The organism is Kamptonema formosum PCC 6407, assembly GCF_000332155.1.
Taxonomy (GTDB): Bacteria; Cyanobacteriota; Cyanobacteriia; order Cyanobacteriales; family Microcoleaceae; genus Kamptonema; species Kamptonema formosum.
Window position 1 is genome coordinate 1,194,090 of sequence record NZ_KB235904.1, and the last position, 23,419, is coordinate 1,217,508.

The 23,419-nt window shown below is 44.4% G+C and carries 14 protein-coding genes and 1 riboswitch; of the genes, 9 read left to right on the plus strand and 5 right to left on the minus strand.

Going from position 1 to position 23,419, the window contains the following annotated elements; translation table 11 throughout:
• Nucleotides 1-20: 20 nt before the first annotated feature.
• On the minus strand, nucleotides 21-4,865 hold the full coding sequence (locus OSCIL6407_RS0122295; protein WP_019487679.1) for a non-ribosomal peptide synthetase: 4,845 nt from the start codon (nucleotides 4,863-4,865) through the stop codon (nucleotides 21-23).
• 257 nt (nucleotides 4,866-5,122) lie between these two features.
• Here OSCIL6407_RS0122295 and OSCIL6407_RS0122300 point away from each other — a divergent pair, with 257 nt between their 5' ends.
• Nucleotides 5,123-6,223 carry an alpha/beta fold hydrolase gene (locus OSCIL6407_RS0122300; protein WP_007354049.1) on the plus strand — a complete coding sequence of 367 codons (1,101 nt, stop codon included), beginning with the start codon at nucleotides 5,123-5,125 and terminating at the stop codon, nucleotides 6,221-6,223.
• Between the two features lie 125 nt (nucleotides 6,224-6,348).
• Here OSCIL6407_RS0122300 and OSCIL6407_RS0122305 read toward each other — a convergent pair whose 3' ends face one another.
• Both OSCIL6407_RS0122305 and OSCIL6407_RS0122310 read right to left on the minus strand, forming a co-directional pair.
• Entirely contained in the window at nucleotides 6,349-9,681 is a 3,333-nt protein-coding gene (locus tag OSCIL6407_RS0122305; protein ID WP_007354048.1) for a non-ribosomal peptide synthetase, read from the minus strand.
• Nucleotides 9,682-9,938: 257 nt separating this feature from the next.
• Nucleotides 9,939-11,192: a bifunctional cobalt-precorrin-7 (C(5))-methyltransferase/cobalt-precorrin-6B (C(15))-methyltransferase gene (locus OSCIL6407_RS0122310; protein WP_007354047.1), complete on the minus strand. Its 1,254-nt coding sequence runs from the start codon at nucleotides 11,190-11,192 to the stop codon at nucleotides 9,939-9,941.
• A gap of 92 nt (nucleotides 11,193-11,284) precedes the next feature.
• Nucleotides 11,285-11,359, plus strand: a riboswitch (adenosylcobalamin-variant (AdoCbl-variant) riboswitch).
• A gap of 54 nt (nucleotides 11,360-11,413) precedes the next feature.
• Between OSCIL6407_RS0122310 and cobG the strand changes: the two genes are divergently transcribed.
• The 4 genes from cobG (at nucleotide 11,414) to OSCIL6407_RS0122330 (ending at nucleotide 16,034) form a co-directional block, all read left to right on the plus strand.
• Complete coding sequence (gene cobG / locus OSCIL6407_RS0122315) at nucleotides 11,414-13,039, plus strand: precorrin-3B synthase (RefSeq protein ID WP_019487681.1); 1,626 nt, start codon at nucleotides 11,414-11,416, stop codon at nucleotides 13,037-13,039.
• Between the two features lie 186 nt (nucleotides 13,040-13,225).
• Nucleotides 13,226-13,852, plus strand: a complete 627-nt coding sequence (locus OSCIL6407_RS0122320; RefSeq protein ID WP_019487682.1) for a precorrin-8X methylmutase — start codon at nucleotides 13,226-13,228, stop codon at nucleotides 13,850-13,852.
• Nucleotides 13,853-14,042: 190 nt separating this feature from the next.
• Entirely contained in the window at nucleotides 14,043-14,753 is a 711-nt protein-coding gene (locus tag OSCIL6407_RS0122325; protein ID WP_007355698.1) for a precorrin-2 C(20)-methyltransferase, read from the plus strand.
• A gap of 231 nt (nucleotides 14,754-14,984) precedes the next feature.
• Entirely contained in the window at nucleotides 14,985-16,034 is a 1,050-nt protein-coding gene (locus OSCIL6407_RS0122330; protein ID WP_007355699.1) for a Fe(3+) ABC transporter substrate-binding protein, read from the plus strand.
• 321 nt (nucleotides 16,035-16,355) lie between these two features.
• On the opposite strand, the gene OSCIL6407_RS0122340 is transcribed toward OSCIL6407_RS0122330, so the two are convergent.
• Nucleotides 16,356-16,856: a pentapeptide repeat-containing protein gene (locus OSCIL6407_RS0122340; protein WP_456077491.1), complete on the minus strand. Its 501-nt coding sequence runs from the start codon at nucleotides 16,854-16,856 to the stop codon at nucleotides 16,356-16,358.
• A gap of 148 nt (nucleotides 16,857-17,004) precedes the next feature.
• Here OSCIL6407_RS0122340 and OSCIL6407_RS38600 point away from each other — a divergent pair, with 148 nt between their 5' ends.
• Together OSCIL6407_RS38600 and OSCIL6407_RS0122345 are read left to right on the plus strand one after the other, a co-directional pair.
• Nucleotides 17,005-17,157 (plus strand): hypothetical protein, encoded by a 153-nt coding sequence (locus tag OSCIL6407_RS38600; protein ID WP_162140454.1) that lies wholly within the window; start codon nucleotides 17,005-17,007, stop codon nucleotides 17,155-17,157.
• Complete coding sequence (locus OSCIL6407_RS0122345; protein ID WP_026103822.1) at nucleotides 17,120-18,226, plus strand: ISAs1 family transposase; 1,107 nt, start codon at nucleotides 17,120-17,122, stop codon at nucleotides 18,224-18,226. Before OSCIL6407_RS38600 ends, OSCIL6407_RS0122345 begins: the two co-directional genes overlap by 38 nt.
• Before the next feature lie 262 nt (nucleotides 18,227-18,488).
• Here the strand turns inward: OSCIL6407_RS0122345 and OSCIL6407_RS0122350 are convergent, their stop codons facing one another.
• On the minus strand, nucleotides 18,489-20,198 hold the full coding sequence (locus OSCIL6407_RS0122350) for an ABC transporter permease (RefSeq protein WP_007354855.1): 1,710 nt from the start codon (nucleotides 20,196-20,198) through the stop codon (nucleotides 18,489-18,491).
• 127 nt (nucleotides 20,199-20,325) lie between these two features.
• Between OSCIL6407_RS0122350 and OSCIL6407_RS0122355 the strand changes: the two genes are divergently transcribed.
• Both OSCIL6407_RS0122355 and OSCIL6407_RS0122360 read left to right on the plus strand, forming a co-directional pair.
• Entirely contained in the window at nucleotides 20,326-21,414 is a 1,089-nt protein-coding gene (locus tag OSCIL6407_RS0122355) for an ABC transporter ATP-binding protein (protein ID WP_007354854.1), read from the plus strand.
• A 703-nt stretch (nucleotides 21,415-22,117) separates the two neighbouring features.
• Nucleotides 22,118-23,296 carry a zinc-dependent alcohol dehydrogenase gene (locus tag OSCIL6407_RS0122360; protein WP_007354853.1) on the plus strand — a complete coding sequence of 393 codons (1,179 nt, stop codon included), beginning with the start codon at nucleotides 22,118-22,120 and terminating at the stop codon, nucleotides 23,294-23,296.
• The last annotated feature ends 123 nt before the right edge of the window (nucleotides 23,297-23,419 follow it).

The window sequence follows — 23,419 nt, forward strand, 5'->3', positions numbered from 1 at the left end:
TTTAAAGGACAATAGAGTTTTCATCCTCTGTCTTTGCTTTCTTGGTTGAGGGAGGATAATTTGAGCCTGCGGCTCTCGCGAGAGACGGGAACTAAGGCTGGTACTTTAATTTTAGCACTGCTGTCCTTTAAACTATCAACAATTTTAGACAATTCTGCAATTGTCGGCGCTTCAAATACGCAGCGCAAAGGCAACTCGACCCCGCAAGCATCCCGCACTCTAGAAACAAGCTGAGTTGCTAACAGCGAATGGCCGCCTAATTCAAAGAAGTTGTCGCGAATACCCGCTCGTTTTATTCCCAAAATTTCTAGCCAAATTCTCACTAAAACTTCCTCAGTTGGAGTTTGCGGTGCGGCATAACTTCCAGCCCATTCTAACTTAACAGGTTCCGGTGTAGGTAAGGCACGCCGATCGACCTTTCCATTCGGTGTCAACGGCAGCGATTCCAGCACGGCAAAAGCTGCTGGAATCATATATTCCGGCAGCTTTTCTGCTAAGTAAGCTTGCAGTTGGGGCACTAATTTACGGGCGGCTTTAGCTTGCAGGGGGTTGTTAGCATAAGAGTGCCAAGGGCGCGGGCGATCGCCTGTTTCTTCTACCGTAAAATCTCTCTCTTCTCCCCCTACAAATACTACATCATAGCAGCCTTTATTGCTAGGATTAGACCAATTAATATTAACTGTATATGGTACATCCAAAGCATACCATGTTTCCGGTTCTATTCCTAAATTAGGAAGTTCTTGTAAAGCTTTTTGCAACTGAATTGCTGTTTTAAATTTATCCGAATTAAACAGCCACTCTGCCGCCTGAACCGCTGCTGCAACTCGCGCATTTGGCACATTGGCAATCTTTAAAATATCCGGTTTATTTTCAACTAAAATCTGGCGCACTTTTGCCGCCGTCAAATCTTTATTTTGAGAAGACCAGTTCATCCATATCTCTTTTTCCTCTCCCCTTCCCCCCCTTACCAAGGGGGGGACTGAGGGGGGGTTTGCGGAATCTATTTCACCTGCCAGATGAAGAATCACATTATAACGAAACTGAGTTAACTCATTGTGAAATGTACCGCGCAGCAGTTGAATTTCTACGTCGCTGATTTGCGGAAATTGGTGCTTTAATGCCCTAAAAAAATCTGGGTCAATGACTAATTCTGTTTCTTGGAAAATCTGCATTTGTACCCGCTGCTGCAACTGTTCGATAGTTGCAGAAGGGGGCGATCGATACAATTCCACAGCCGCATGAAAAGCTGCCAATAAAGGCAAGTTTCGCACGTCGCCGATGAAAATGCTACCGCCAGGAGCCACTGCTTTTACAGCACCTTCTAATACCTGTAAAAGATAGTCAAGGCTGGGAAAATACTGCACTACAGAATTGAGAACTACCATATCAAATGTTGCTGCTTCTATGCCATCAAAATCGGTCGCCATTTTTGGCAACAGCGTTACATTCGCCAAGTCGCGATCGCGCAAATGCTGCTGAATGTAATCAATCGACTGCGGCGAAAAGTCCGTACCCCAATACTGGGTGCAGTGCGGGGCAATTTGGAACAGCAGCAAGCCGGTACCGCAGCCAATTTCTAATACTCGATCTGGCTGTAATTTCAAAATTTGGGCGGCTTGATTATTTGCCCACTCGCGTATTTGTTCAGGCGCGATCGCCTCCCCGGTATAACTGCTATTCCAGCCTGTAATATTGAACGTTGGATCTGTGCCGCTAGCAGGTTGTTTATAAGTTTCACCATACAGCATTTGCCACTGCAAAACTTGCTCCGCCTGCAATTGCTGAATATCCGTTTCTTCGGCAAGATTGCATTCAGGATTCAGGGCAACATAAGCAACTAAACGTTTTTCTCCCTCCCCATCTTGGGAAGCCATGACTACAGTTTGCTGCACCGCTGGATGCTGAGCTAAGACTGATTCAATTTCTCCTAATTCGATGCGGAAACCCCGAATTTGTACTTGTTCGTCGAGGCGACCTAAAAACTCCAGATTGCCATCATTTCGGTAGCGAACTAAGTCACCTGTTTTGTATAGTTGGGAATGTTCTCTTGGCTGTTTTAACTCAGACTGGATAGTAAAAGGATTGGGAATAAATTTTTCTTGAGTTAATTCTGGTCGGTTGAGATAGCCCCTAGCAACTCCGCAGCCGCCGAGGTACAATTCGCCAGCAACACCAACGGGTACGGGCTGCAAATACTTGTCCAATACATACACTTGAACGTTAGCGATCGCGCGTCCGATATCGGGTGCTGTATCCGCTTGCTCCCTAACAGGAATTGTGCCGGATGTTGCCACAACAGTAGTCTCAGTTGGGCCGTAATTATTCACTACTTTAAAAGGATGCCTCGCTGAAGGATACTGGCGGAGTTTGTCGCCTCCTGTTAGCAAAATTCGCAAAGCAGAATCAGCAGGCCAATCTAATAGCAAAACTTGTTCGGCTAAAGGTGTTGGCAAAAAGCTAACACTGATTTCATTTGATAGCAGCCATTCCTGCAACCGATCCGGCGATCGCCTAATGTCATCATCAGCAAAATAAATACTAGCCCCCGCAGCCAAATAAGGCCAGATTTCCCACCCGAAAGCATCGAAAGCAATCCCGGCAACCTGGGAGGCGCGATCGCACGCCGAAATTGCAAACTCTTGCTGATGCCAAAAAATCAGATTTAACAAGCTACAATGCTCGATTTGCACTCCTTTCGGCTTGCCAGTGGAACCGGATGTATAGATGACGCAAGCCAGATTTTCTGCTGCAACTGGGGCGATCGCACAATCGGGATTTTCTCGATCGCTACTCTCCCCACTCTTATCCAAATCAACCACAATCGGATTGTAAGTTTCTCCGCTTTCACTACGACTTTCGCTATTAGCTTGGAGTTTAAACCCCTGGTGGGTAAGCACTACGGGGACACGAGCATCTTCTAACATCAAGTTCAAGCGATCGCGCGGATAAGTCGGATCTAAAGGCAAGTAAGCTCCTCCCGCTTTCAGAATGCCCAGCATCCCGACGATCGCATCAGGCGATCGCTCTACGCAAATCCCCACCAAAACTTCCGCACCCACCCCGATTTTTTGCAAATAATGCGCTAATTTGTTGCTGCGAATATTTAGCTCTCGATAGGAAATCTTTTCCTCTCCAAATACCAAAGCTATAGCATCGGGAGTTTGCTCTGCTTGAATTTCAAATAACTGGTGAAGGCATAAACCTTTTGGATAATTAATTTGATTTTTATTCCATTTAACTAACAGTAACTCTCGCTCAGCGTCGGTCAAAATCTCTAAATTTGCAATCTGTGCATCGGGATTAGCAACAATACTTGACAACACCATTTCAAAATGCCCTAGCATCCGCACAATAGTAGCTTCATCAAACAAATCCGCGCTGTAAATTACAAAACCGCTAATGCCATCGGCACAATCAACCCACAGCTTATTATCGGGCGATCGCTCCCACAAATGAAACTCCAAATCGAACCTAGCCGTCCCTGCATCCAACTGCTGCGGCCTCAAAGTCAATCCTGGCAATTCTAATTTGTCCGCAGGCGCATTTTGCAGCGCAAATACCACCTGAAATAAGGGATTTTGGTTCAAAGCGCGATCGGGATGCAGTTCCTCAACCAGCTTTTCAAATGGTACATCTTGGTGCGCGTAAGCTCCCAATGCCACTTCTTTTACCCTGTTTAAAAGCTCCCGAAAAGTTGGGTTTCCCGACAGATCGGTTCGCAGCACCAAACTGTTGACAAAGAATCCAATTAAGGATTCAATTTCACTGCGGTTACGGTTAGCGATCGGAGTTCCAACTGCAATATCAGGCTGCTGCGAATAGCGGAAAAGTAGCGTTTGAAAAGCCGCCAGCAACGTCATAAATAACGTCACTCCTTCGCGCTGGCTGAAAGCTTCTAAAGCCTCGCTTAATTGTTTTGGTAGTTGCAAAAATAGCCGTTTTCCCCGGTAACTTTGCACCGCAGGCCGGGGTCGATCGGTCTGCAAATTCAACATAGAAATACCCTCTAACTGCCGCCGCCAATAAGTTAATTGAGTTTCTAAAACATCACCTTGCAGCCGATCGCGCTGCCACCCTGCAAAATCAGCATACTGAATAGATAATTCCCGTAAAGGCGAAGATTTTTTACTAGCAAAAGCCGGATAAAGCGCCCCCAATTCCTGAACCAGCACCCCGATCGACCACCCATCAGATACAATGTGGTGCATATTCAGTATCAGCAAATATTCAGTTGCATCTAACTGCAATAAAGTTACTCGCAGCAGCGGGCAGACTGATAAATTAAAAGGTCGCTGCGCCTCCTCAGTTATCAACCGTTGGGCCTCAATTTCTCGTTTGGCTGACGGCAAATTTCGCAAATCCAAAAGAGCGATCGGCACATTAACAGCCGCAGCTATCTTTTGAACTGGCTGCCCATTTACCACCGCAAAAGTCGTCCGTAAAGCTTCATGTCTGCACACAATTTCATCAAAACTTTGTTGCAGCGCCCCAAAATCAACCGCGCCCGTCATCCGCACCGCAGCCGGAACATTATAAAATGGATTATTCGGTACTAATTTATCCATAAACCACAGCCTCTGCTGTGCAAAAGAAAGCGGTATAATTCCTTCCCGCGAAACAGGTACTAGGTTGGTAGTAGTAGAATTAGCAGCTTTTAAAAGTGAAATAATTTCCGACTTTTTGTTCAATATTTCCGCCCGCATTTCCGCAGTCATAACTCCTTCAGGAGCATTGCAGCGCAGGGTTTCGCCCTCGATAAAAATATTAATATCCAGACTGCGAAGGCGCGATAGGAACTCAACCAACCCCTCCTTAACGGAATCTCCAACTTGTGGCGGTAAACTCGACATTTTCGGTTCTGGCATTTTGAGTTATCCTGCGATCGCATTGACCAATTAATAAAATAAATTTTCCAACCAGATAAATAATATTAAATTCGGTTAAATTAAGGCGCTACAGCTAAGGACAAGGCAGCGCCATGTCCATACAAATATAATGGGTAATTAACTAGACTTGATATCAAAGTTTATCTCACTCGTAGCCAATTTTGGTCTAACTTAAGTATGATCCTGTTGGACAAACCAACCAAAATTAGAGCGCAAGGTTTTAGCTTATGCCGTTCATGCCACTCAATTTTCTGCTTGTATGGCTGATGGGACTGCTGTCCTTCGGAATACTTGGTGGAGGTATCTACATTCTTTACGAATGGTACATCGGCGAACTTGTAGCCACGTCATACTTAGTTAGCGGAATCTTAATGGTTCTTTGGTCTTTTGGCGGTCGTTTTATTAGCTTACCGCTATTTCGTCGCCCCGGAACTGACGAACCTAAGCCAACGCGGACGGGTACGGTGCAGCGGTTAAAAAGACCAGATGGCACTGTTTTACAAGTAGAATTCTACGGCCCAGAAGACGGACAGCCGATTATTTTATCGCACGGTTGGGGGCCAAATAGTATGGTTTGGTATTACGTAAAACAGCAATTGAGCAATCGATTTCGAGTGATAGTTTGGGATTTGCCGGGACTAGGAAAATCCACTCGACCGAGAAACAGCGATTATTCCCTAGAAAAACTTGCCCGCGATCTTGAAGCCGTCGTTGCCATAGCCGGAGATAAACCTGTATTCCTGCTCGGACACAGCATGGGAGGCATGATTTCCCTAACATTTTGCCGCTTGTTTCCAGAACATCTCGGCCGCCGAGTAGCTGGTTTAATCCTGGTAGATACGACTTATACAAATCCCGTCAAAACCAGTATTTTTACCGGTTTGTTGCGTGCTTTGCAAAAGCCTTTGCTCGAACCAATACTGCGTATCGCCTCAATTCTTTCTCCGATTTTGTGGTTGATGACTTGGCAGAGTTATCTCAACGGTTCGCTATACCTCAGCGTAGAAATATCGGGATTTAAAGGCACAGAAACTCGCGGTCAATTAGACTTTTCAGCATTCTTGTCAGCCTTGGGTTCTCCCCGCGTTCTCGCGCTTGGCACGCTGGCAATGTTCAAATACGATGAAACAAAAACTTTGGCAGGAATTAGCGTTCCTGTGCTAGTTATCTGCGGCAATTCAGATATTGTTACTCTCCCGGCTGCTAGCCAGCGGATGAAAGCAGAATTACCGGAAGCAGAATTGATTACTTTAAAGCCGGGGGGACACATGGCATTGATGGAGAAGAACCAGCAGTTTGCGGAAGTTATTAGGGCTTTTTGTGCTTCGCGATCGTGATTTTTCGCTATAGTCACCCTCACTGATAAATCCTGCCCATCCATGAGAGTCATTTTTTATTGTGGGATGGGCCGGAGAACCCGTCCTAGTTATTTTTACAAATACCAAAAAATCGGTGTATTGCGTCAAAATTGCACATCTTCTCTAGCATCTACTGCCTGCTGTGAAACCTGTTGATTTTTCGCCGCCCAACAAACAGTCTCAATGTATTTTGCTAGACTTGCCGTTGTTGGGGACTCAAACAAATTTCTGACCGACAATTCTATTTGAAAAGCGTCTCGGATGCGGGAAATTAACTGAGTTGCCAGCAGCGAATGCCCGCCTAATTCAAAGAAATTATCGCAAACGCTCACTTGCTGTTTTCCCAAAACTTTAGCCCAAATTTGGGCAACTACTTCTTCAACTTCAGTCCGAGGCGCTCGATAATTCTCTTGGCTATCGCCTATTTCTGCATCTATCTTAAGTAACACCGCGCGATCGACTTTACCGTTAGGATTCAGGGGCAACGATTCCAAAACTCCCAAAGTTTTGGGAACCATATACCCAGGAAGTTTCTGTTTCAAAAATTCCCGCAAATTATCCGCTTGCAGTTGGTTAACTTGGAGTTGGTAATTAATGCTATCGATAACAATATAAGCAGCCAGATATTTGTCTCCAGAAATATTTTCTCTAACAATTACCGCCGCTGCTTTCACTCCTGGGTACTGATTGAGCATTGCTTCAATTTCTCCCAATTCGATTCTGTACCCGCGAATCTTTACCTGGCTGTCAATGCGACCTAAAAATTCGATATTTCCGTCGGGAAGGTAGCGGGCTAAATCGCCAGTTTTATAAAGTTTTGCATTCCTTAATTCTCCTAACTCAGAATTAGCAGTAAAAGGATTAGCAATAAATTTTTCTGCTGTTAAATCGGGACGGTTAAGATAGCACTCAGCGAGTCCATCGCCGCCGACGTGCAGTTCGCCCGGAATGCCGATCGGCACTGGTTGTAAATAGCTATCTAATATATAAATTTGCGTGTTTGCAATCGGCAAGCCGATGGGGACTGACGCTGCTTGTTTTGGTACACCTTGCAACTTGTAAAAAGTAGAAAATGTGGTGTTCTCTGTCGGGCCGTAAACGTGAATTAAATGTTCTGGCGGCCCTTTTTGGAGAACTTCTCGCACGCATTTCGGATCGGCAACTTCTCCTCCAAATAGCAAATACCTGAGCGAATTAAATGCTTGCGGAACACTTGCAGCCATTTTTTGGAACAAGGCAGTAGTTAAGAATAAAATAGTAATACCTTGTTGGCGAATTTCGGAAGCTAACTCCCGGGGTGAAAGCATTGTCTCTGTATTAATTATTACCACGTGAGCTCCGTTCAATAAAGCTCCCCAAATCTCAAATGTAGCTGCGTCAAATGATGTGTTTGAGACTTGAGCAACTTTATCGGCAGCTAATAGTTTTACGTAATTTGTATTAATTACTAGCCGATTTACCGCTTTGTGGGGAATAGCAACACCTTTGGGTTTTCCAGTTGAACCGGATGTGTAAATAAGGTAAGCTAGATTGTCTGAGGTTGCGGTGTTAGCCAGATTTGCCGTGCTTTCTTTAGCGAAAATTTCCCGATCGTCCAGACAGGCGATCGCGCCCTCAAATCCCGCAAAAATATCCGCCAACTTTGACTGTACTAGCAATACATTAACTCCGGCATCTGCTAACATAAAATTGAGGCGATCGCCAGGATAACTCGGATCTAAAGGCAAGTAAGCTCCCCCCGCTTTCAAAATGCCCAACATTCCGATAATTGTATCTGGCGATCGCGCAGCACAAATCCCCACTAAAACACCCGCGCCCACCCCCAATTTTTGCAAATAATGTGCTAGTTGATTGCTGCGATCGTTGACTTCTCGATAAGTGAATTGTTGGTCTGCAAAAGTCAGGGCGATCGCGCTAGAATTTTGCTCGACTATCGCCTCAAATAACTCGTGTACGCACTTATTTCTCGGATAATCTCTCCGAGTATTATTGCATTCAATTAACAGCCGTTGCCGTTCAGCTTCGCTCAACAGAGGCAAGTTAGCAATTCGCCGTTCTGGGTTAGCAATAATGCTTGACAAAAGTATCTTAAAATGTTCTAACATTCTGCTAATGGCAGCTCGATCGAATAAATCCGTGTTGTAGATTGCTGCGCCTCTAAAACTGTCCGCATACTGCCAATCTTTCCCATAGAAACTCCTGAAATTGTCCGCAGCATCCCACAAGTGAAATTCCAAATCGAAACGCGCTGTTTTTACTTCCAAATTGACATAACTCAACTTTAATCCGGGCAACTGTAGCTGCTGTGAAGGCGCATTTTGCAGGCTGAATACCACCTGAAACAGCGGGTTTTGATGCAAAGAACGCTCCGGCTGTAATTCTTCCACCAGTTGCTCAAAAGGCACATCTTGGCGGGCATAAGCAGACATTGTTACTTCCCGAACGCGGCTTAAAAGTTCTCGAAAAGTTGGGTTTCCCGATAAGTCAGTTCGCAGCACTAAAGTATTGACAAAAAAACCGATTAAGCCTTCAATTTCGCTGCGGTTGCGGTTAGCGATCGGTGTGCCAATCGCAATATCTGACTGCTGCGAATAGCGGTACAGTAATACTTGAAATGCTGCTAGTAAAGTCATAAATAAAGTCGCCCTTTCTCGCTGCGAAAGCGCTTTTAACTCGTTGCTCAAATGCGGCGGCAGCTCGAAAAATTCAGTAGCTCCCCGGTAGCTTTGTGCAGCTAATTTAGGTCGAGCGATCGGTAAATTTAACGCCTGAATACCTGTCAATTGCTGCCGCCAATAAACTAACTGAGTTTCTAATACTTCCCCCTGCAAACATTCGCGCTGCCATTCCGAAAAATCGGCATATTGCAGCGGCAATTCTGGCAGTTCAGAAGAGCGCTCGTCTACCAAAGTGGTATAGATAATTCCCAGTTCCCGAATCAACACTCCAAGCGACCAATCATCCGCAACAATATGATGTATATTTATTAATAAAATATGCTCGGTTTCCGACAAACAAATCAGCAGGCCCCGTAGCAGCGGCCCTGTTAATAAATCAAAAGGTTTCTCCGCCTCCAGTTCCGCTAATTTCATGGCTTCTGTTTCCCGTTTTTCTGCGGGTATCTTCTGCAAGTCGGATATATTGAAAACAAACTTTAAATTCGGAGAAATTACTTGTACAGGCTGCCCGTCTACCTCCGCAAAAGTTGTCCGCAAAACTTCATGCCTGCCCACAATTTGATCGAGCGCCCGTTCCAGACAATCCTGGTTGAGTACACCTGTTAAACGCAGTGCGGTTGTGACGTTGTAGAAATGATTGTTCGGCGCTAATTGATCGAGAAACCACAGCCGCTGTTGAGCAAAAGATGCCGGAAACACGAACACTTCTGCTGCTTCAGAAATCTTGAGTTTTTGTCGTTCGTCAAAAATTTCACTCATTGGTTATGTTGCTAAATTTTAGAATTTTTTATAAATTTATCTAAGAATAGCAATTTATGGCAGAAATTGTCCAACACGAGGAAAATATTAATGATAAGTAGAAGGAAGAAGGAAGAGGGAAGAGGGAAGAAGGAAGAAGGAAGAACGCTTATACAGCAAACTTTTTAGCCATCGGTATCTTATGTTTAATTAGGTGGATTTACTTAGATGCCGAACAAAAACTATTTTATAGCTGAGAATTTATATAGGGATAAGTTCTATGAAGCAGGCTTAACTGCGATCCATTGGGTAATCGGTGCAGAAGGTTTCCAACCTAAAAAAGAGCCGATCGCGACTGTGCGATCGATACTAATCCGAATCAGCTCACCTCCATACTCGCTATGCCATTGTAGCACTTTGAGCTCGCTCTCAATGGTCACAGCATTTACTACTAGGCGGCCGTGCGATCGCAGTGCATTCCAGCAGGTTTCAAATAGAGTATCAGTAGTAGCACCGCCGCCAATGAAAACCGCATCAGGTTGAGGCAAGTCTTTTAAAGCCTCTGGCGCTTCTCCCGCAACAATTTTGAGACTGGGAACGCCAAGGGCGGCGGCATTATCGGCAATGTATTGTAGTCTGGTTTGATGACGTTCGATCGCGATCGCGCGGCAGTGGCGATGACTCCGCATCCACTCAATCGCGATCGAACCGCAGCCAGCACCCACATCCCAGAGCAATTCTCCCGGAATTGGAGCTAAAGTTGAGAGAGTGATGGCTCGAACTTCCCGTTTCGTAAGTTGTCCGTCGTGGTGAAAGGCGATATCCGGTAAGCCGGAAATTCGGGGTAGGGGGAATGTTCCGGGAGTGGCGATAACTGCCATTGCGATCGTATTCAAATCAGCTAAATCCGTTGCCTCCCACGTCGCTGCAATGCCCTCAATTACTCGTTCTAACTCCCCCCCCATCCGCTCTAATATAGCGATCTGGCTGTCACCAAAGCCGCGCTCTGTTAGCATTGCGGCAACCTTAGCGGGGGTATGTTTGTCTGCACTCAGAACTAGCAAGCGTGCGCCGGGATAGAAAGCAGATGCGATCGCAGCGATCGGGCGGTTTGTTAAGCTAAAAGTTTCAATTTCCGCAAGGGGCCATCCCAAACGGGCACAAGCCAGACTGAAAGCCGATGCAGCCGGAATAATAGTTATTTGCGAGATGGGAATGCGGCGGGTGAGGGTTACGCCAATGCCGTGACACATCGGATCGCCGCTGGCTAAAATGCAGACAGGTTGTCCTTGGCGGCGGATAATTTCATCAATTGTCGCCTCAATAGGAGATGCCCAAACTAACTTTTCGCGATCGTCTTTTGGCAGCATTGCTAAGTGACGCGCGCCGCCGACAATAATTTTAGCGCGATCGATTAGGGATTGCGCGATCGCGCTTAATCCAGATAGTCCATCTTCACCAATACCCACTACTGAAAGCCATTTTTGCTGAGGACTGGGAATTAGAGATTGAGTGGAGACTTGGCTTGTCATTTCTGATAGATTTTACGGCATCGCTTTTTTGGGAATTATAGACGAAGGAAGAAGGAAGAATAAAAGCGATCGCATACGTGATATTATTCTAGAACCTGAATATGGGAAAGTCCGGTGTAATTCCGGCGCTGTGCCGCAACTGTCAAAGCCAGAACGCCATTGAGGGGGTGCTTTTAGCACGTTCACACTCGATTCCCTGCGTCGCATGGGGAGGATGTTGCTTGTTATCTTTACCTGATTTACCAACCTGTCCAGGTTTATTTTATGGCTCCGTTGCTCGAGATGGGATCTTATCTCGGATGCGGATTCCAGGGGGAATCTTAAATACAGTACAATGTTGTGCGATCGCGGATCTGACTGAGGAATTAGGCGGCGGCTACGTGCAAGTCACTAATCGGGCTAATTTACAGATCCGGGAAATGCGATCGATAATTGGTACTGAAGTCTTTACCAAATTACAAGAATTAGGGATAGCGCCATCCTATCTGGAAATAGACCCGCTTCGCAATATTATGGCAAGTCCCACAGCGGGAATTGACTCACAGCAATTACTCGATACTCGCCTCCTGGTTAAGGAGTTTGACGATTACTTGCAGACACATCCTGAATTATCGGCATTATCGCCTAAGTTCAGTATTTGCTTTGACGGCGGAGAGTCTGTTTCTGTGCGCGATCGCCTGAATGATATTATTTTAGTTGCAGAAAGGCGATCGCCCTTAAAAGAAATTGTTTTTCGCCTGTTTCTGAACGAGACAAAGTATCCCGACACAGGTATTATTATCCCCCAATCTCAGTGTATATCAGTCTTAGCAGCTTGCGCTCAAGTTTATCTGAATTATACCAAAGATCGCGGCTTAATTAAGGATCGGAAACCACGCCTGCGCCACTTACTGGAAGATTGGGGTCAAGATTTCTATCTCGAACAAATTGAAAAATATTTGTCTTTTCCTTTGCAAAGAATTTCACCTGAAAAGGGGATGACTCCAGTTTTAACCAATGGCAATCAATCTGATTTTGAATACAAGATAAATCCTGTTAAGACCAAGACAAATCAAGGTCATTTTGGCGAAGATATAAATCAATTCCCCACAAAAGCAACAACGAAAGACTTGCAAAATTCTGTATTTTCAAGTTATAATTATCTTGGCATTCATCTTCAAAATCAACCAGGTTTATCCTATATTGGGATTGCCTTATCTCTAGGCAAACTGGAATCTAAACAATTGCGAAGCTTAGCAAATTTAGCACAAACTTATGGCAGCGGTACAATCCGGCTTACGCCTTGGCAAAATCTGCTAATTTCTGATATCCCCAACTCTCAACTTCCTGATATCAAACAAGCCATTACTGCATTAGGATTACACTGGTCAGCAAATCGTCCAGATAGTGCATTAATTGCCTGTTCAGGCAAGACTGGTTGCGCTTCGGGTGCGACAGATACTCAAGGTGATGCCTTAAAATTGGCGAAGGATTTAGGAACAAAATTAAGGTTAGATCGACCAATTAATATTCACTTTAGCGGTTGCCAAAAATCCTGTGCCCAACATAATCCTAGCGAGATTACTTTATTGGGAACTGAAATTAAAAATGGGAGTCAGAAGATAGCATCATATATTATGTATGTGGGTGCAAAAGATTCACCCTTTGGGCGGCAACTCTTCCCAGACGTAAATCCGGCTGATATATCATCTTTAATAGAAGGAATGCTGCGAGTTTATCAAAAGATGCGATCGCCCAATGAGTCTTTCGGTGAATTTGCCGATCGCCATCCCATTTCTCAGTTACAACAGTGGTTAAATCCCACTCAAATTCAACATTCTGCATCCCATTCGGTAACTGAAGTATAGCGCAACCACCAAGGCGTTTAAGGCACTCTGAATTGCTAAAGCCTTGATTCTCTTCCCCTCTTCCCTTCTTCCCCTAGCCCCTAGCCCCTAGCCCCTAACCCCTTCTTCCCCCTAGCCCCTAGCCCCTAGCCCCTAACCCCTTCTTCCCCTAGCCCCTAGCCCCTAGCCCCTAGCCCCTATAATTTAATGGATTATATTCGAGACGGGACTGAAATTTACCTCAAATCCTTTGCCATTATTAGAGCAGAAGCAGATTTATCAAGTTTACCTGCGGATTTAGAATCCCTAGCAGTACGCCTGATACATAGCTGCGGCATGACAGACATTGTAGCAGACTTAGCAGCTTCCCCCGGAGCCGCGATTGCCGGACGCAAAGCCCTAGCTGATGGTGCACCCATCCTCTGCGATTCTCGCATGGTAGCCCAAGGCATCACGCGATCGCGCCTCCCCGTTGATAATGCGATAATTTGTACGCTTCAACACCCCGATGTCCCCGCCTTGGCGCAGCGAATAGGAAACACGAGATCGGCTGCGGCGCTGGAATTATGGCAGGATGATTTAAAAGGTGCAGTAGTGGCGATCGGCAATGCCCCTACAGCCCTATTTAGATTACTGGAATTACTGGATGCGGGAATGCCAAAACCCGCTTTAATTCTGGGTTTTCCAGTGGGGTTTGTGGGGGCGGCAGAATCCAAGGCTGAACTCGCTGCCAATAGTCGAGGCGTACCATTTATTACCTTACACGGCCGCCGGGGAGGTAGCGCAATGGCGACAGCGGCCGTGAATGCGTTAGCAAAATTAGATGAAATTTGATAATTGTTAACTGTTAACTGTAACTGGTAATTGGTAATTGGTAATTGGTAATGGCTAATCGCTAATCGCTAATTACCCATTCTCCCATCCTCCCCCATCTCCCCCCATCTCCCCCCATCCTCCCCCATCTCCCCCCCTCTTCCCTAGCCCCTAGCCCCTAGCCCCTAGCCCCTTCTTCCTTCTTCCTTCTATGACAAAATCTACTGGTAAATTATATGGACTGGGTATTGGCCCTGGCGATCCAGAGTTATTAACATTAAAAGCTTATCGGATTCTACAATCAGTACCCGTGATTGCCTATCCCGCAATGGAAAATGGTAAGGTTCTCGCACGGTCGATTGTAGCAGATTATTTGCGGCCGGAACAAATAGAAATTCCCATGCCCTTGCCTTTTAGTCCAACGCGATCGTCTCAACCTTACTACGATATTGCCGCTGAGAAAATTGCTCATTATCTGAGTGAAGGACAGGATGTAGCAGTATTATGTGAAGGCGATCCGTTTTTGTTCGGTTCGTTTATGTACCTCTTCAATCGTTTGTCAGGCAAATTTACCACTGAAGTTGTACCCGGAATTTCTTCAACTTTGGCAAGTGCGGCTCAGTTGGGTGCGCCGTTGACGTATCGTAATGATGTATTGAGTATTATGCCGGCAACACTTTCTGCGGAAATTCTGCGCGATCGCCTAGCTGTTGCTGACGCTGCTATCATTATTAAACTAGGCAGACACTTTAGCAAAGTCCGAGATGTACTCATAGAGTTAGGGCTCTTTGAACGAGCATTATATATCGAACGAGCCACGATGCTCAATCAGCGGATAGTCGCGATCGCCCAAGTCGAGCCCGCAGAAGTTCCCTACTGGGCATTGATTGTAATTCCCAGTCAGCAAAAATCTGTCTCATAAGTAGGGGCTAGGGGCTAGGGGCTAGGGGCTAGGGAAAGAGAGGAAGAGAGGTTAGGGAAGAACGATCCTCAAATCAAGGGTTTTAGAAATTCAGAACGTCCTAAGTGCTATACAATATTTTATAAACAAATAAGAATAACTTGCATTAAGATAATACATCAATGACTATAGATGGGTTTTCATACACCATCCTGTCAATGACCAGATGCAATAATCTATCATTATTGAACAATGAGCATTTCTAGACGTATTTTTCTTGCCAGCGGTACAGCAATGGCTGTCGTGGCAATGGGGGAACTAAGCAAAACAGCCCCAGTTGCAGCCCAAGCAGGAACCCTCAACCTTTATTCAGCGCGTCATTACGACACCGATAATGCGTTGTACCAAAGCTTCACCAAAAAAACTGGGATCAAAGTTAACCTAGTTGAAGCGGATGCTGACCAACTAATTGAACGGATCAAAAGTGAAGGCGCAAATAGTCCCGCTGATGTTTTCATCACCGTTGATGGTGGGCGTTTGTGGCGGGCGAAACAAGCGGGTATTCTGCAACCTGTATCATCAAGAGTGTTGACATCGGCAATTCCAGGGAGTTTGCGCGATCCTCAAGGTTTCTGGTTTGGCCTATCGCGCAGGGCGCGGGTGATTGTTTATAACAAAAGCAAGGTCAACCCCGCCCAGTTGTCAACCTATGAGGCGCTGACAGATCCTCGATGGAAAGGTAAGATTTTAGTGCGATCGTCCACTAATATCTATAACCAGTCTCTTGTTGGATCTATATTAGCAGCTCATGGGGGTCAAAAAACGGAAGCTTGGGCGCGAGGATTGGTGGCTAATTTTGCCCGTCCTCCAGAGGGAAATGATACGGCGCAAATCAAGGCTGTTGCTGATGGGGTAGGCGATCTTGCCCTTGTTAATACCTATTATGTCGCTCGGTTAGCGAAATCGCAAAAACCAGAAGAAAAGGCGATCGCAGCTAAAATTGGTGTGTTTTTCCCGAACCAGCGCGATCGCGGAACTCACGTTAATATTAGTGGTGGCGGTGTCGTCAAAACCTCCCGAAATAAAGCAGGCGCGATCAAATTCTTGGAACACCTAGCTAGTCGCGAAGCGCAACTGATTTTTGCTGGCGGTAATTATGAATATCCCGTGATTTCAGGTGTGGCGATCGATCCTGTAGTTGCTAGTTTTGGCACATTTAAATCTGACCCTCTCAACCCTGATGTGTTTGGGAAAAATAACCCCGAAGCTTTAAAGATTGCCGATCGCGCGGGATGGAAATAGAGAAGATCGTTTGGCGGTTGAAACCGCATCTACACAAAGGAAGTCCGCCTACGCGGACTAAAGAATAAAGGAGATATTTAAGCCAAATTTGGTATCAGGAGTCAAAATTCACAATAATTCATGCTGAATTGTGACTCCTAAATTCTTCTGAATTCATTCTTCAGTCCGCGTAGGCGGACTTCCTTTGTGTAGATGCGGTTTCAACCGCCGACTCTGAATCTCTCAATCAGAATCTGAATCCGATTCTGAATCTCTGAATCTGAATATCTGAATCTCTGAATCTGAATATCTGAATCCGATCTGATTCCGATCCAATCTGTTTTAATTTTTAATTGTACCATCAGGCATCATTGCCCCTTTCAGATTTGCCCCTTTCAGATTTGCGCCTGTTAAATCCGCACTATTTAAGTCACTTTCACTTAAATCCGCATTACTGAGGTTAGCATTATTCAGTTTGGCCCCTCGTAAAAAAGCACCCTTAAGATTGGCATTACTCAAATCAGCATTGGTAAGATCCGCAGCAAATAAACCTGCCTTTTCCAGAGAAGCGCCTTTTAAATTTGCACCTTTAAGATTGACGCTATCGAGTAAAGCTTCATTAAGCTTGACATTTTCTAGCATTGCACCTTCTAACTTAGCACTATTAAGATTAGCGCCTGTTAAATCAATGTTACTTAACTTAGCGCCAGTCAGATCGCATTCTTGACATTGCTTAGTTTTTTGTAATGTTTCAAGGGGAGTAGCCACCTGTTTTTGGCATCCCAAGGTGACAAAAATGGTAAGCAGTAAAAAGAAAATTGTGCCAGTAGTACGGGTAGACATTGCTAAATTTTTATGAATCATGTTGATTTCCACAGGAATAATATTAACTCTTAACCTTGAGTCCGACAGGGGTTAAAACCCCTGTCTCAAAGATCGAGTCCTCTGAAGAGGACTAAAAAACTCATTAGTCCTCTTCAGAGGACTTAATTTGTTAGACAGGGGTTTTAACCCAGGGCGGTTTCATTCTCCGGTGCGATCGCGAAAAGTAAAAGCGATCGCGCTATCTGATAAGATTTTTAGCGATCGCTCTTCATATAATAGATATGGATACTCTAATCTCTTTTTTGAAAAAAGTCAATGACCCACGCCAAACCAGCGGGAAAAGACATCCCTTATGGCTAATATTACTATTGGTTATTATGGGATTCATGTTGGGTTATTTGGGATATAGAGATTTCGGAACCTTTGCTAAATGCAACCAAAAACTGATCGTTAAAACTTTTAATCTCACTATTGATAGAGTCCCATCTTATTCTACTATTAGACGAGTAATGATGTTGGTCAATACCTCAGATTTAATCGACGCATTTAATCAATGGGCTAGTCAGCTAACTACCTCAATAGACTTGACTGATTGGGTATCAATTGATGGTAAATGTCTCAGAAGTACCTGCCAAAATCCCCAGAATAGCACTCACGATTTTGTCTCAATTGTGTCCTTATTCAGTCAGAATACTGGTTTGGTTGTCAGAGTCCAAAAATTTGAAAACAAAAAAAGTTCTGAAATCAGACAGGCGCAAGAGCTAGTCAAGGGTTATCCCGATCGAGGGAACATATTTACATTGGATGCTTTGCACTGTCAAAAAGAGACAACTACTTTGATTACTGAGTCTAAAAATGATTATATTATCGCTCTTAAAGGCAATCAAAAAAACTTGTTTAAACAGGTTGTGAATATTATCGAAAATCAACCACCTAAAAGTCAAGCAGAATCAGTAGATATTAGTCATGGTCGTCACCTGGTTAGAAAGGTATCTGTCTTTGATATTCCTCCCCAGAAGCTCAAGGATTTTGAGAGATTAAAATGGGGTAATATTACCAGTTTAATTAAAGTGGAAAGAAGTGGCGCTCGTGGTAAAAAAGATTATGAACATCTTACTTATTACATTAGCAGCTTATCGGCATCAGCCGAAATATTTGCGTCAAAAATCCGAGGTCATTGGCTGATTGAAAATCAGTTACATTGGGTAAAAGATGTAGTTTTTAAGGAAGATATATGGCCGAGACATAACTACATAGCAGTCACTAATTTATCGCTCCTATCAACCGTCGCTCTTAATCTTTACCGATTTTTAGGCTTTTCATCATTAACTTGCGGTCAAAGATGGCTAAACTACAAGCTAGAAAAACTGATAATTTCACTCAATTAAAAAGGTAGATTAGCTCAATTATTCAATAATAATTACCCAGCTAAACTTTTCAAACCCATGTACAGCAATAAATTTGATTTATTCAACTATCAATAAAATTGATAGTTGAATTTTTAGTGTTCGCGGATGACTTGAATATTTTCATTCAGAATTTTAGCTCTGCTAAAATTCGAGAATGAAACCGCCCTGGGTTTTAACCCCTGACCGCTTTCAGCTTAAGTTGACACTAATGCTTCTTCCTCTAGCCCCTAGCCCCTAGCCCCTAGCCCCTAGTTGAAGACTGGCGCGATCGCGCAATTTTCCAACTTAATAAAATAACTGGTAACATCCCCACTAAAACAATTGCTAAAGCTGGGCCTGAAGCTTCAGCTAATCTCTCATCTGAGGCAAGCTGATAAGTTCGTACAGCCAAGGTATCAAAGTTAAAAGGTCTTATAATTATAGTAGCAGGTAACTCTTTCATTACATCCACAAACACTAACATCATCGCAGTTAATAGACCTCCCGTCATCATTGGCGTATGTACTGTAACTAAAGTTTGCATCGGACTATAACCCAAACTTCTCGCCGCATCATCTAAATTAGGCTTGATTTTACTCAAACTTGACTCAACTGCATTTAACGAAACAGCTAGGAATCTAACTAAATAAGCAAAGACTAAAGCTGCGATCGTACCGCTTAATAATAAGCCAGTAGAAATTCCGAAATTTTCGCGCATCCAACCATCAAATAAATTGTCAAATTTGCCAATGGGAACCAGAATGCCAACTGCAATTACAGAACCTGGCACAGCATAGCCCATTGCCGCAATGCGAGTTCCTAATTGCACTCCTAAGTTGGGATATAATCGTAAGCCGTAAGCCATAATTAAGGCAATAATTACGGCTAAAATTGCTGTTAGCGTTGCCAAAATCAAACTATTGCTGGCAAATACAAAAAAGCGGTCGTCTAAAGTTAGTTGCCAATTGGCTAAGGTCAAATTGACTAAAAGACTGGCGGGCAATAAAAAGCCAAAAAATAGCGGTAGAAAACAACTAATTATCGCTAAAAATTCCCTAATTCCGTTAAGCTGATAAGTTTGTAGTTGGCGATAACGACTGCTAGCTTGATAATATTTAGTCCGACTGCGCGACCAGCGTTCTAGTAAAATTAGGCCCAGAACAAATAATAATAACATGGCAGCTAATTGATTGGCGGCAATCCTTTCTCCCATGCCAAACCAAGTCCGATATATACCTGTAGTGAAAGTATCAACTCCAAAATACTGAACAGTGCCATAATCGTTAAGAGTTTCCATCAAAGCCAGCGCTAAACCTGCAATTATTGCTGGTCTTGCCATTGGTAAGGCAACTGTAAAAAAACTCCGCCAAGGACTACAGCCCAGGATTCTACTAGCTTCTAGGGTACAAGTTGATTGCTCTAAAAATGCAACTCTTGCTAATAGATAGACGTAGGGATATAAAACCAAGATTAGCATTAAGATTGCTCCAGGGAGCGATCGCACGTTAGGAAACCAGTAGTCTCCGTAACTCCAGCCAAAAACATAACGCAAAGCAGTCTGGACTGGGCCGGAAAATTCTAAAAAGTCTGTATAAATATAAGCTAAAACATAAGCTGGGGCGGCTAAAGGTAATAGTAACGCCCATTCAAATAGGCGACTGGCCCGAAAGCGACACATTGTTACTAACCAGGCGCATCCTACGCCAATTACAACCACACCACAGCCGACACCGATCGCTAACCAGAAAGAGTTGAGGATATAACGAGTTAAAACTGTATCAGTTAAATGCTGCCACGTATCTTTAGCTTCAAAAAAGATACTGGATAAGACGCTGAGGATGGGTATGGCGATCGGCAATGCTAAAGCGATAACCGCAACTGTCCACCCACTAGCGGATAAACTGGGTAAGTTCGACAACCTTTTGATTCTGCTGATGGCTGTTTGTTGTAGCGATCGTTTGGAATTTTCCATTGGGCAATAAACTGTCTAGCTTGCTATTCTATCAGTAGGTGTAAACATTAGTCAAGTCTTTATGAGAATTTATATCACTAAACTGGTTTATTGTAGAATAGTAAGTTGTTGATTATTTATAGCAATAATGACTCGACCTGTAATTCTGCATTTGGATGGTGTCACAAAACAGTATGCCCAAGCAGCATCACCTGCGGTGGCATCCGTCACCCTGACCTTACATCAGGGAGATATACTGGGGTTGTTGGGGCCGTCGGGTTGTGGGAAAACAACGTTGCTGCGGTTAATTGCTGGTTTTGAACAGTTACAAGCAGGGGCGATCGCTTTAGCAGGAAAAACTGTAGCCAGTGTTACGATGTCACTCCCCCCGGAACAGCGAGACATTGGTATGGTGTTTCAAGACTATGCACTTTTCCCCCATTTAACAGTGGCGAAAAATGTAGCTTTTGGCTTGAAATATCAAGGGAAAGAGTCAAAGCATAATATTAACAAAGGTGTCGCAGAAGCTTTAGCATTAGTAGGGCTAGAAGGATTAGAAAACCGCTATCCCCATGAATTATCTGGGGGTCAGCAACAAAGAGTAGCTTTAGCCCGTGCTTTAGCCCCTAGACCTGCGATTATTTTATTAGATGAACCCTTAAGTAATTTAGATGTACAAGTAAGGTTAAGATTGCGTCAGGAAGTCCGCGATATTCTCAAAACCACAAAAACTTCTGGGGTATTTGTCACCCACGATCGCGAAGAAGCACTTTCGATTTCAGATTGGGTAGCGGTAATGCGTCAAGGCAAATTAGAACAGTTTGGCACTCCAGAGGAAGTTTATCGAGAACCAGCATCTAGATTTGTGGCGGAATTTGTGACGCAAGCTAATTTTGTATCTGCATCCCTGAAGCAGGATATTTGGGAAACAGAAGTAGGTTGTTTTGCCGTTAAAGGAGATTCCTTTGTACAAGTTCCCTGCGATGTTTATACTCAAGGAGAATTGATGATTCGACAGGAAGATTTGAGTTTATTTTTAGATGAAAATTCGGCGGTTGTGATTTGCGATCGCCAATTTTTAGGTAGAGAAAATCGGTATTGTTTACAAACTCCTTCGGGACAAAAGTTGTATGCACTTACAACCACAGGAAATGTCTTTCCCATTGGTTCTAAAGTTCGGTTATCTTGTGGCGATAATTCTCCCCTAGCTTTCTTTGTTGGTAATCCGACAAGATAAAGGCCTCAACCTCTCAGTCCCTTTTCCACTTCTCCCTAAGCTGTTGAACATTTAAAATAGATTGTAGGGTGCGTCAGTCCGAAGTTTTTCCCGTTTAAGCGTAAGTGTTCTAGCTGACGCACTCTACAAGCCTAGTTAGTGGTTTAAATGCACAACAGCTTACTGTCTCCACCTCTCCCTGGCCTCTCCTCAGAGGAGAGGAAATTAGATGTATCACAGCTTTATAGTTGAGGAACTATTGTTATCAATCAGTTCTTTTGCTGGTTATTTTTAATTATTAAAAAGCTTGAGTCGAATTATGTCGCAACCGAATTCAGCACCAGAGGAGCGCTTGATCTTCCTTAAGAAAGAGAAAATTTATTTAAAGACTCATTATTCTTAATAGAGAGCTAAATCCAAATAATCGAGATAATAACCTGAAGGTTTCAAAATGCACCTTGGGGGGTTTCTAGTATTCTATAAATATCTAGAAAACCCTGTCTGTTGTTGGCTTTTAACTCGATAAACTCTCTTTAGAGAGAGCGAATTTGTCGAAAGGACTAAGTAAATAGCCATAGAAATAGGACTTACGCAGGTCGTCCCAGAAACCTGGTTTTTGAGAGAATCTGTGGGTAAAAACGAAGTATTTTCGGAAAAAAATCGGTTTATGAGGTTGGGTTCGTAAGTCCTGAGAAAGTACCAATTGACAGGAGAGGAAAAAACAATGAAAGCAGTTTGTTGGCTAGGTACTAACAAAGTAGGAGTCGAAACAGTACCCGATCCCAAAATCCTTAATCCACGAGATGCGATTGTCAAAATCACGACAACAGCCATTTGCGGTTCTGATTTGCATTTGTATGACGGCTACGTTCCCACAATGGAACAGGGAGACATCCTGGGCCATGAGTTTATGGGGGAAGTCGTAGAATTGGGGAGTGCTGTTAAAAATGTGAAGGTGGGCGATCGCGTCGTTGTGCCATTTCCGATCGCCTGCGGTGGTTGTTTCTTTTGCAAACAAAAGCTAACCTCACTGTGCGATAACTCCAACCCCAATGCTTGGATGGCAGAAGCAATCATGGGGTATTCCCCAGCCGGTCTGTTTGGCTACTCCCATATGCTGGGAGGTTACGCAGGGGGACAAGCCGAATATGCCCGCGTTCCCTTTGCTGATGTTGGGTTGTTCAAAATTCCCGATGGACTGGCAGATGAACAAGTCGTATTTCTGACCGACATCTTCCCCACTGGCTATATGGCGGCGGAAAACTGCGATATCCAACCGGGTCATACTGTCGCGATTTGGGGCTGTGGCCCCGTCGGTCAATTTGCAATTCGCAGTGCTTATATGCTTGGTGCAGAGCGAGTGATTGCGATCGATCGCGTTCCCGAACGCCTTCAGATGGCGAAAGATGGGGGAGCAGAAATCCTCAACTATGAGGAAATCGAGGTAGGGGAAGCTCTCAAAGAAATGACGGGGGGGCGCGGCCCCGATGCGGTGATGGATGCAGTCGGAATGGAAGCTCACGGGATGGGGTTGGAAGGATTGTACGACAAAGCTAAACAAGCGGTGCGTTTAGAAAGCGATCGCCCCCACGCACTGCGACAGGCGATCGTTGCTTGTCGTAAAGGTGGCACGGTGTCGATTCCTGGTGTATACGGCGGCTTTGTAGACAAGATGCCGATGGGTGCTGCTATGAACAAAGGCTTGACTTTCAAGATGGGTCAAACGCACGTACATCGTTATTTGCAGACCTTACTCGATCGCATCGAAAACGGCGAAATCGATCCATCGTTCGTGATCACCCATAGTCTACCTTTAGAACAAGCACCACAGGGCTATGAAATTTTCAAGCACAAGAAAGACAACTGTATCAAAATAGTGCTCAAGCCCGGTCAAGCTGCATAGATGGCATTGCATCGGAGCATCGTAACCGCCTTGGCGGTTCTTATAATGCCAGAAACCGGCTTGCTTTTGGGTAAGTAGTTGGACAAAAATAAATAATGTCATTGCGAGCCCAGCGAAGCAATC

Coding starts and splice junctions, on each gene's coding strand:
- OSCIL6407_RS0122295 (WP_019487679.1), bottom strand. CDS start 4,865: ATGCCAGAACCGAAAATGTCGAGTTTACCGCCACAAGTTGGAGATTCC.
- OSCIL6407_RS0122300 (WP_007354049.1), top strand. CDS start 5,123: ATGCCACTCAATTTTCTGCTTGTATGGCTGATGGGACTGCTGTCCTTC.
- OSCIL6407_RS0122305 (WP_007354048.1), bottom strand. CDS start 9,681: ATGAGTGAAATTTTTGACGAACGACAAAAACTCAAGATTTCTGAAGCA.
- OSCIL6407_RS0122310 (WP_007354047.1), bottom strand. CDS start 11,192: ATGACAAGCCAAGTCTCCACTCAATCTCTAATTCCCAGTCCTCAGCAA.
- OSCIL6407_RS0122320 (WP_019487682.1), top strand. CDS start 13,226: ATGGATTATATTCGAGACGGGACTGAAATTTACCTCAAATCCTTTGCC.
- OSCIL6407_RS0122325 (WP_007355698.1), top strand. CDS start 14,043: ATGACAAAATCTACTGGTAAATTATATGGACTGGGTATTGGCCCTGGC.
- OSCIL6407_RS0122330 (WP_007355699.1), top strand. CDS start 14,985: ATGAGCATTTCTAGACGTATTTTTCTTGCCAGCGGTACAGCAATGGCT.
- OSCIL6407_RS0122340 (WP_456077491.1), bottom strand. CDS start 16,856: ATGTCTACCCGTACTACTGGCACAATTTTCTTTTTACTGCTTACCATT.
- OSCIL6407_RS0122345 (WP_026103822.1), top strand. CDS start 17,120: ATGGATACTCTAATCTCTTTTTTGAAAAAAGTCAATGACCCACGCCAA.
- OSCIL6407_RS0122350 (WP_007354855.1), bottom strand. CDS start 20,198: ATGGAAAATTCCAAACGATCGCTACAACAAACAGCCATCAGCAGAATC.
- OSCIL6407_RS0122355 (WP_007354854.1), top strand. CDS start 20,326: ATGACTCGACCTGTAATTCTGCATTTGGATGGTGTCACAAAACAGTAT.
- OSCIL6407_RS0122360 (WP_007354853.1), top strand. CDS start 22,118: ATGAAAGCAGTTTGTTGGCTAGGTACTAACAAAGTAGGAGTCGAAACA.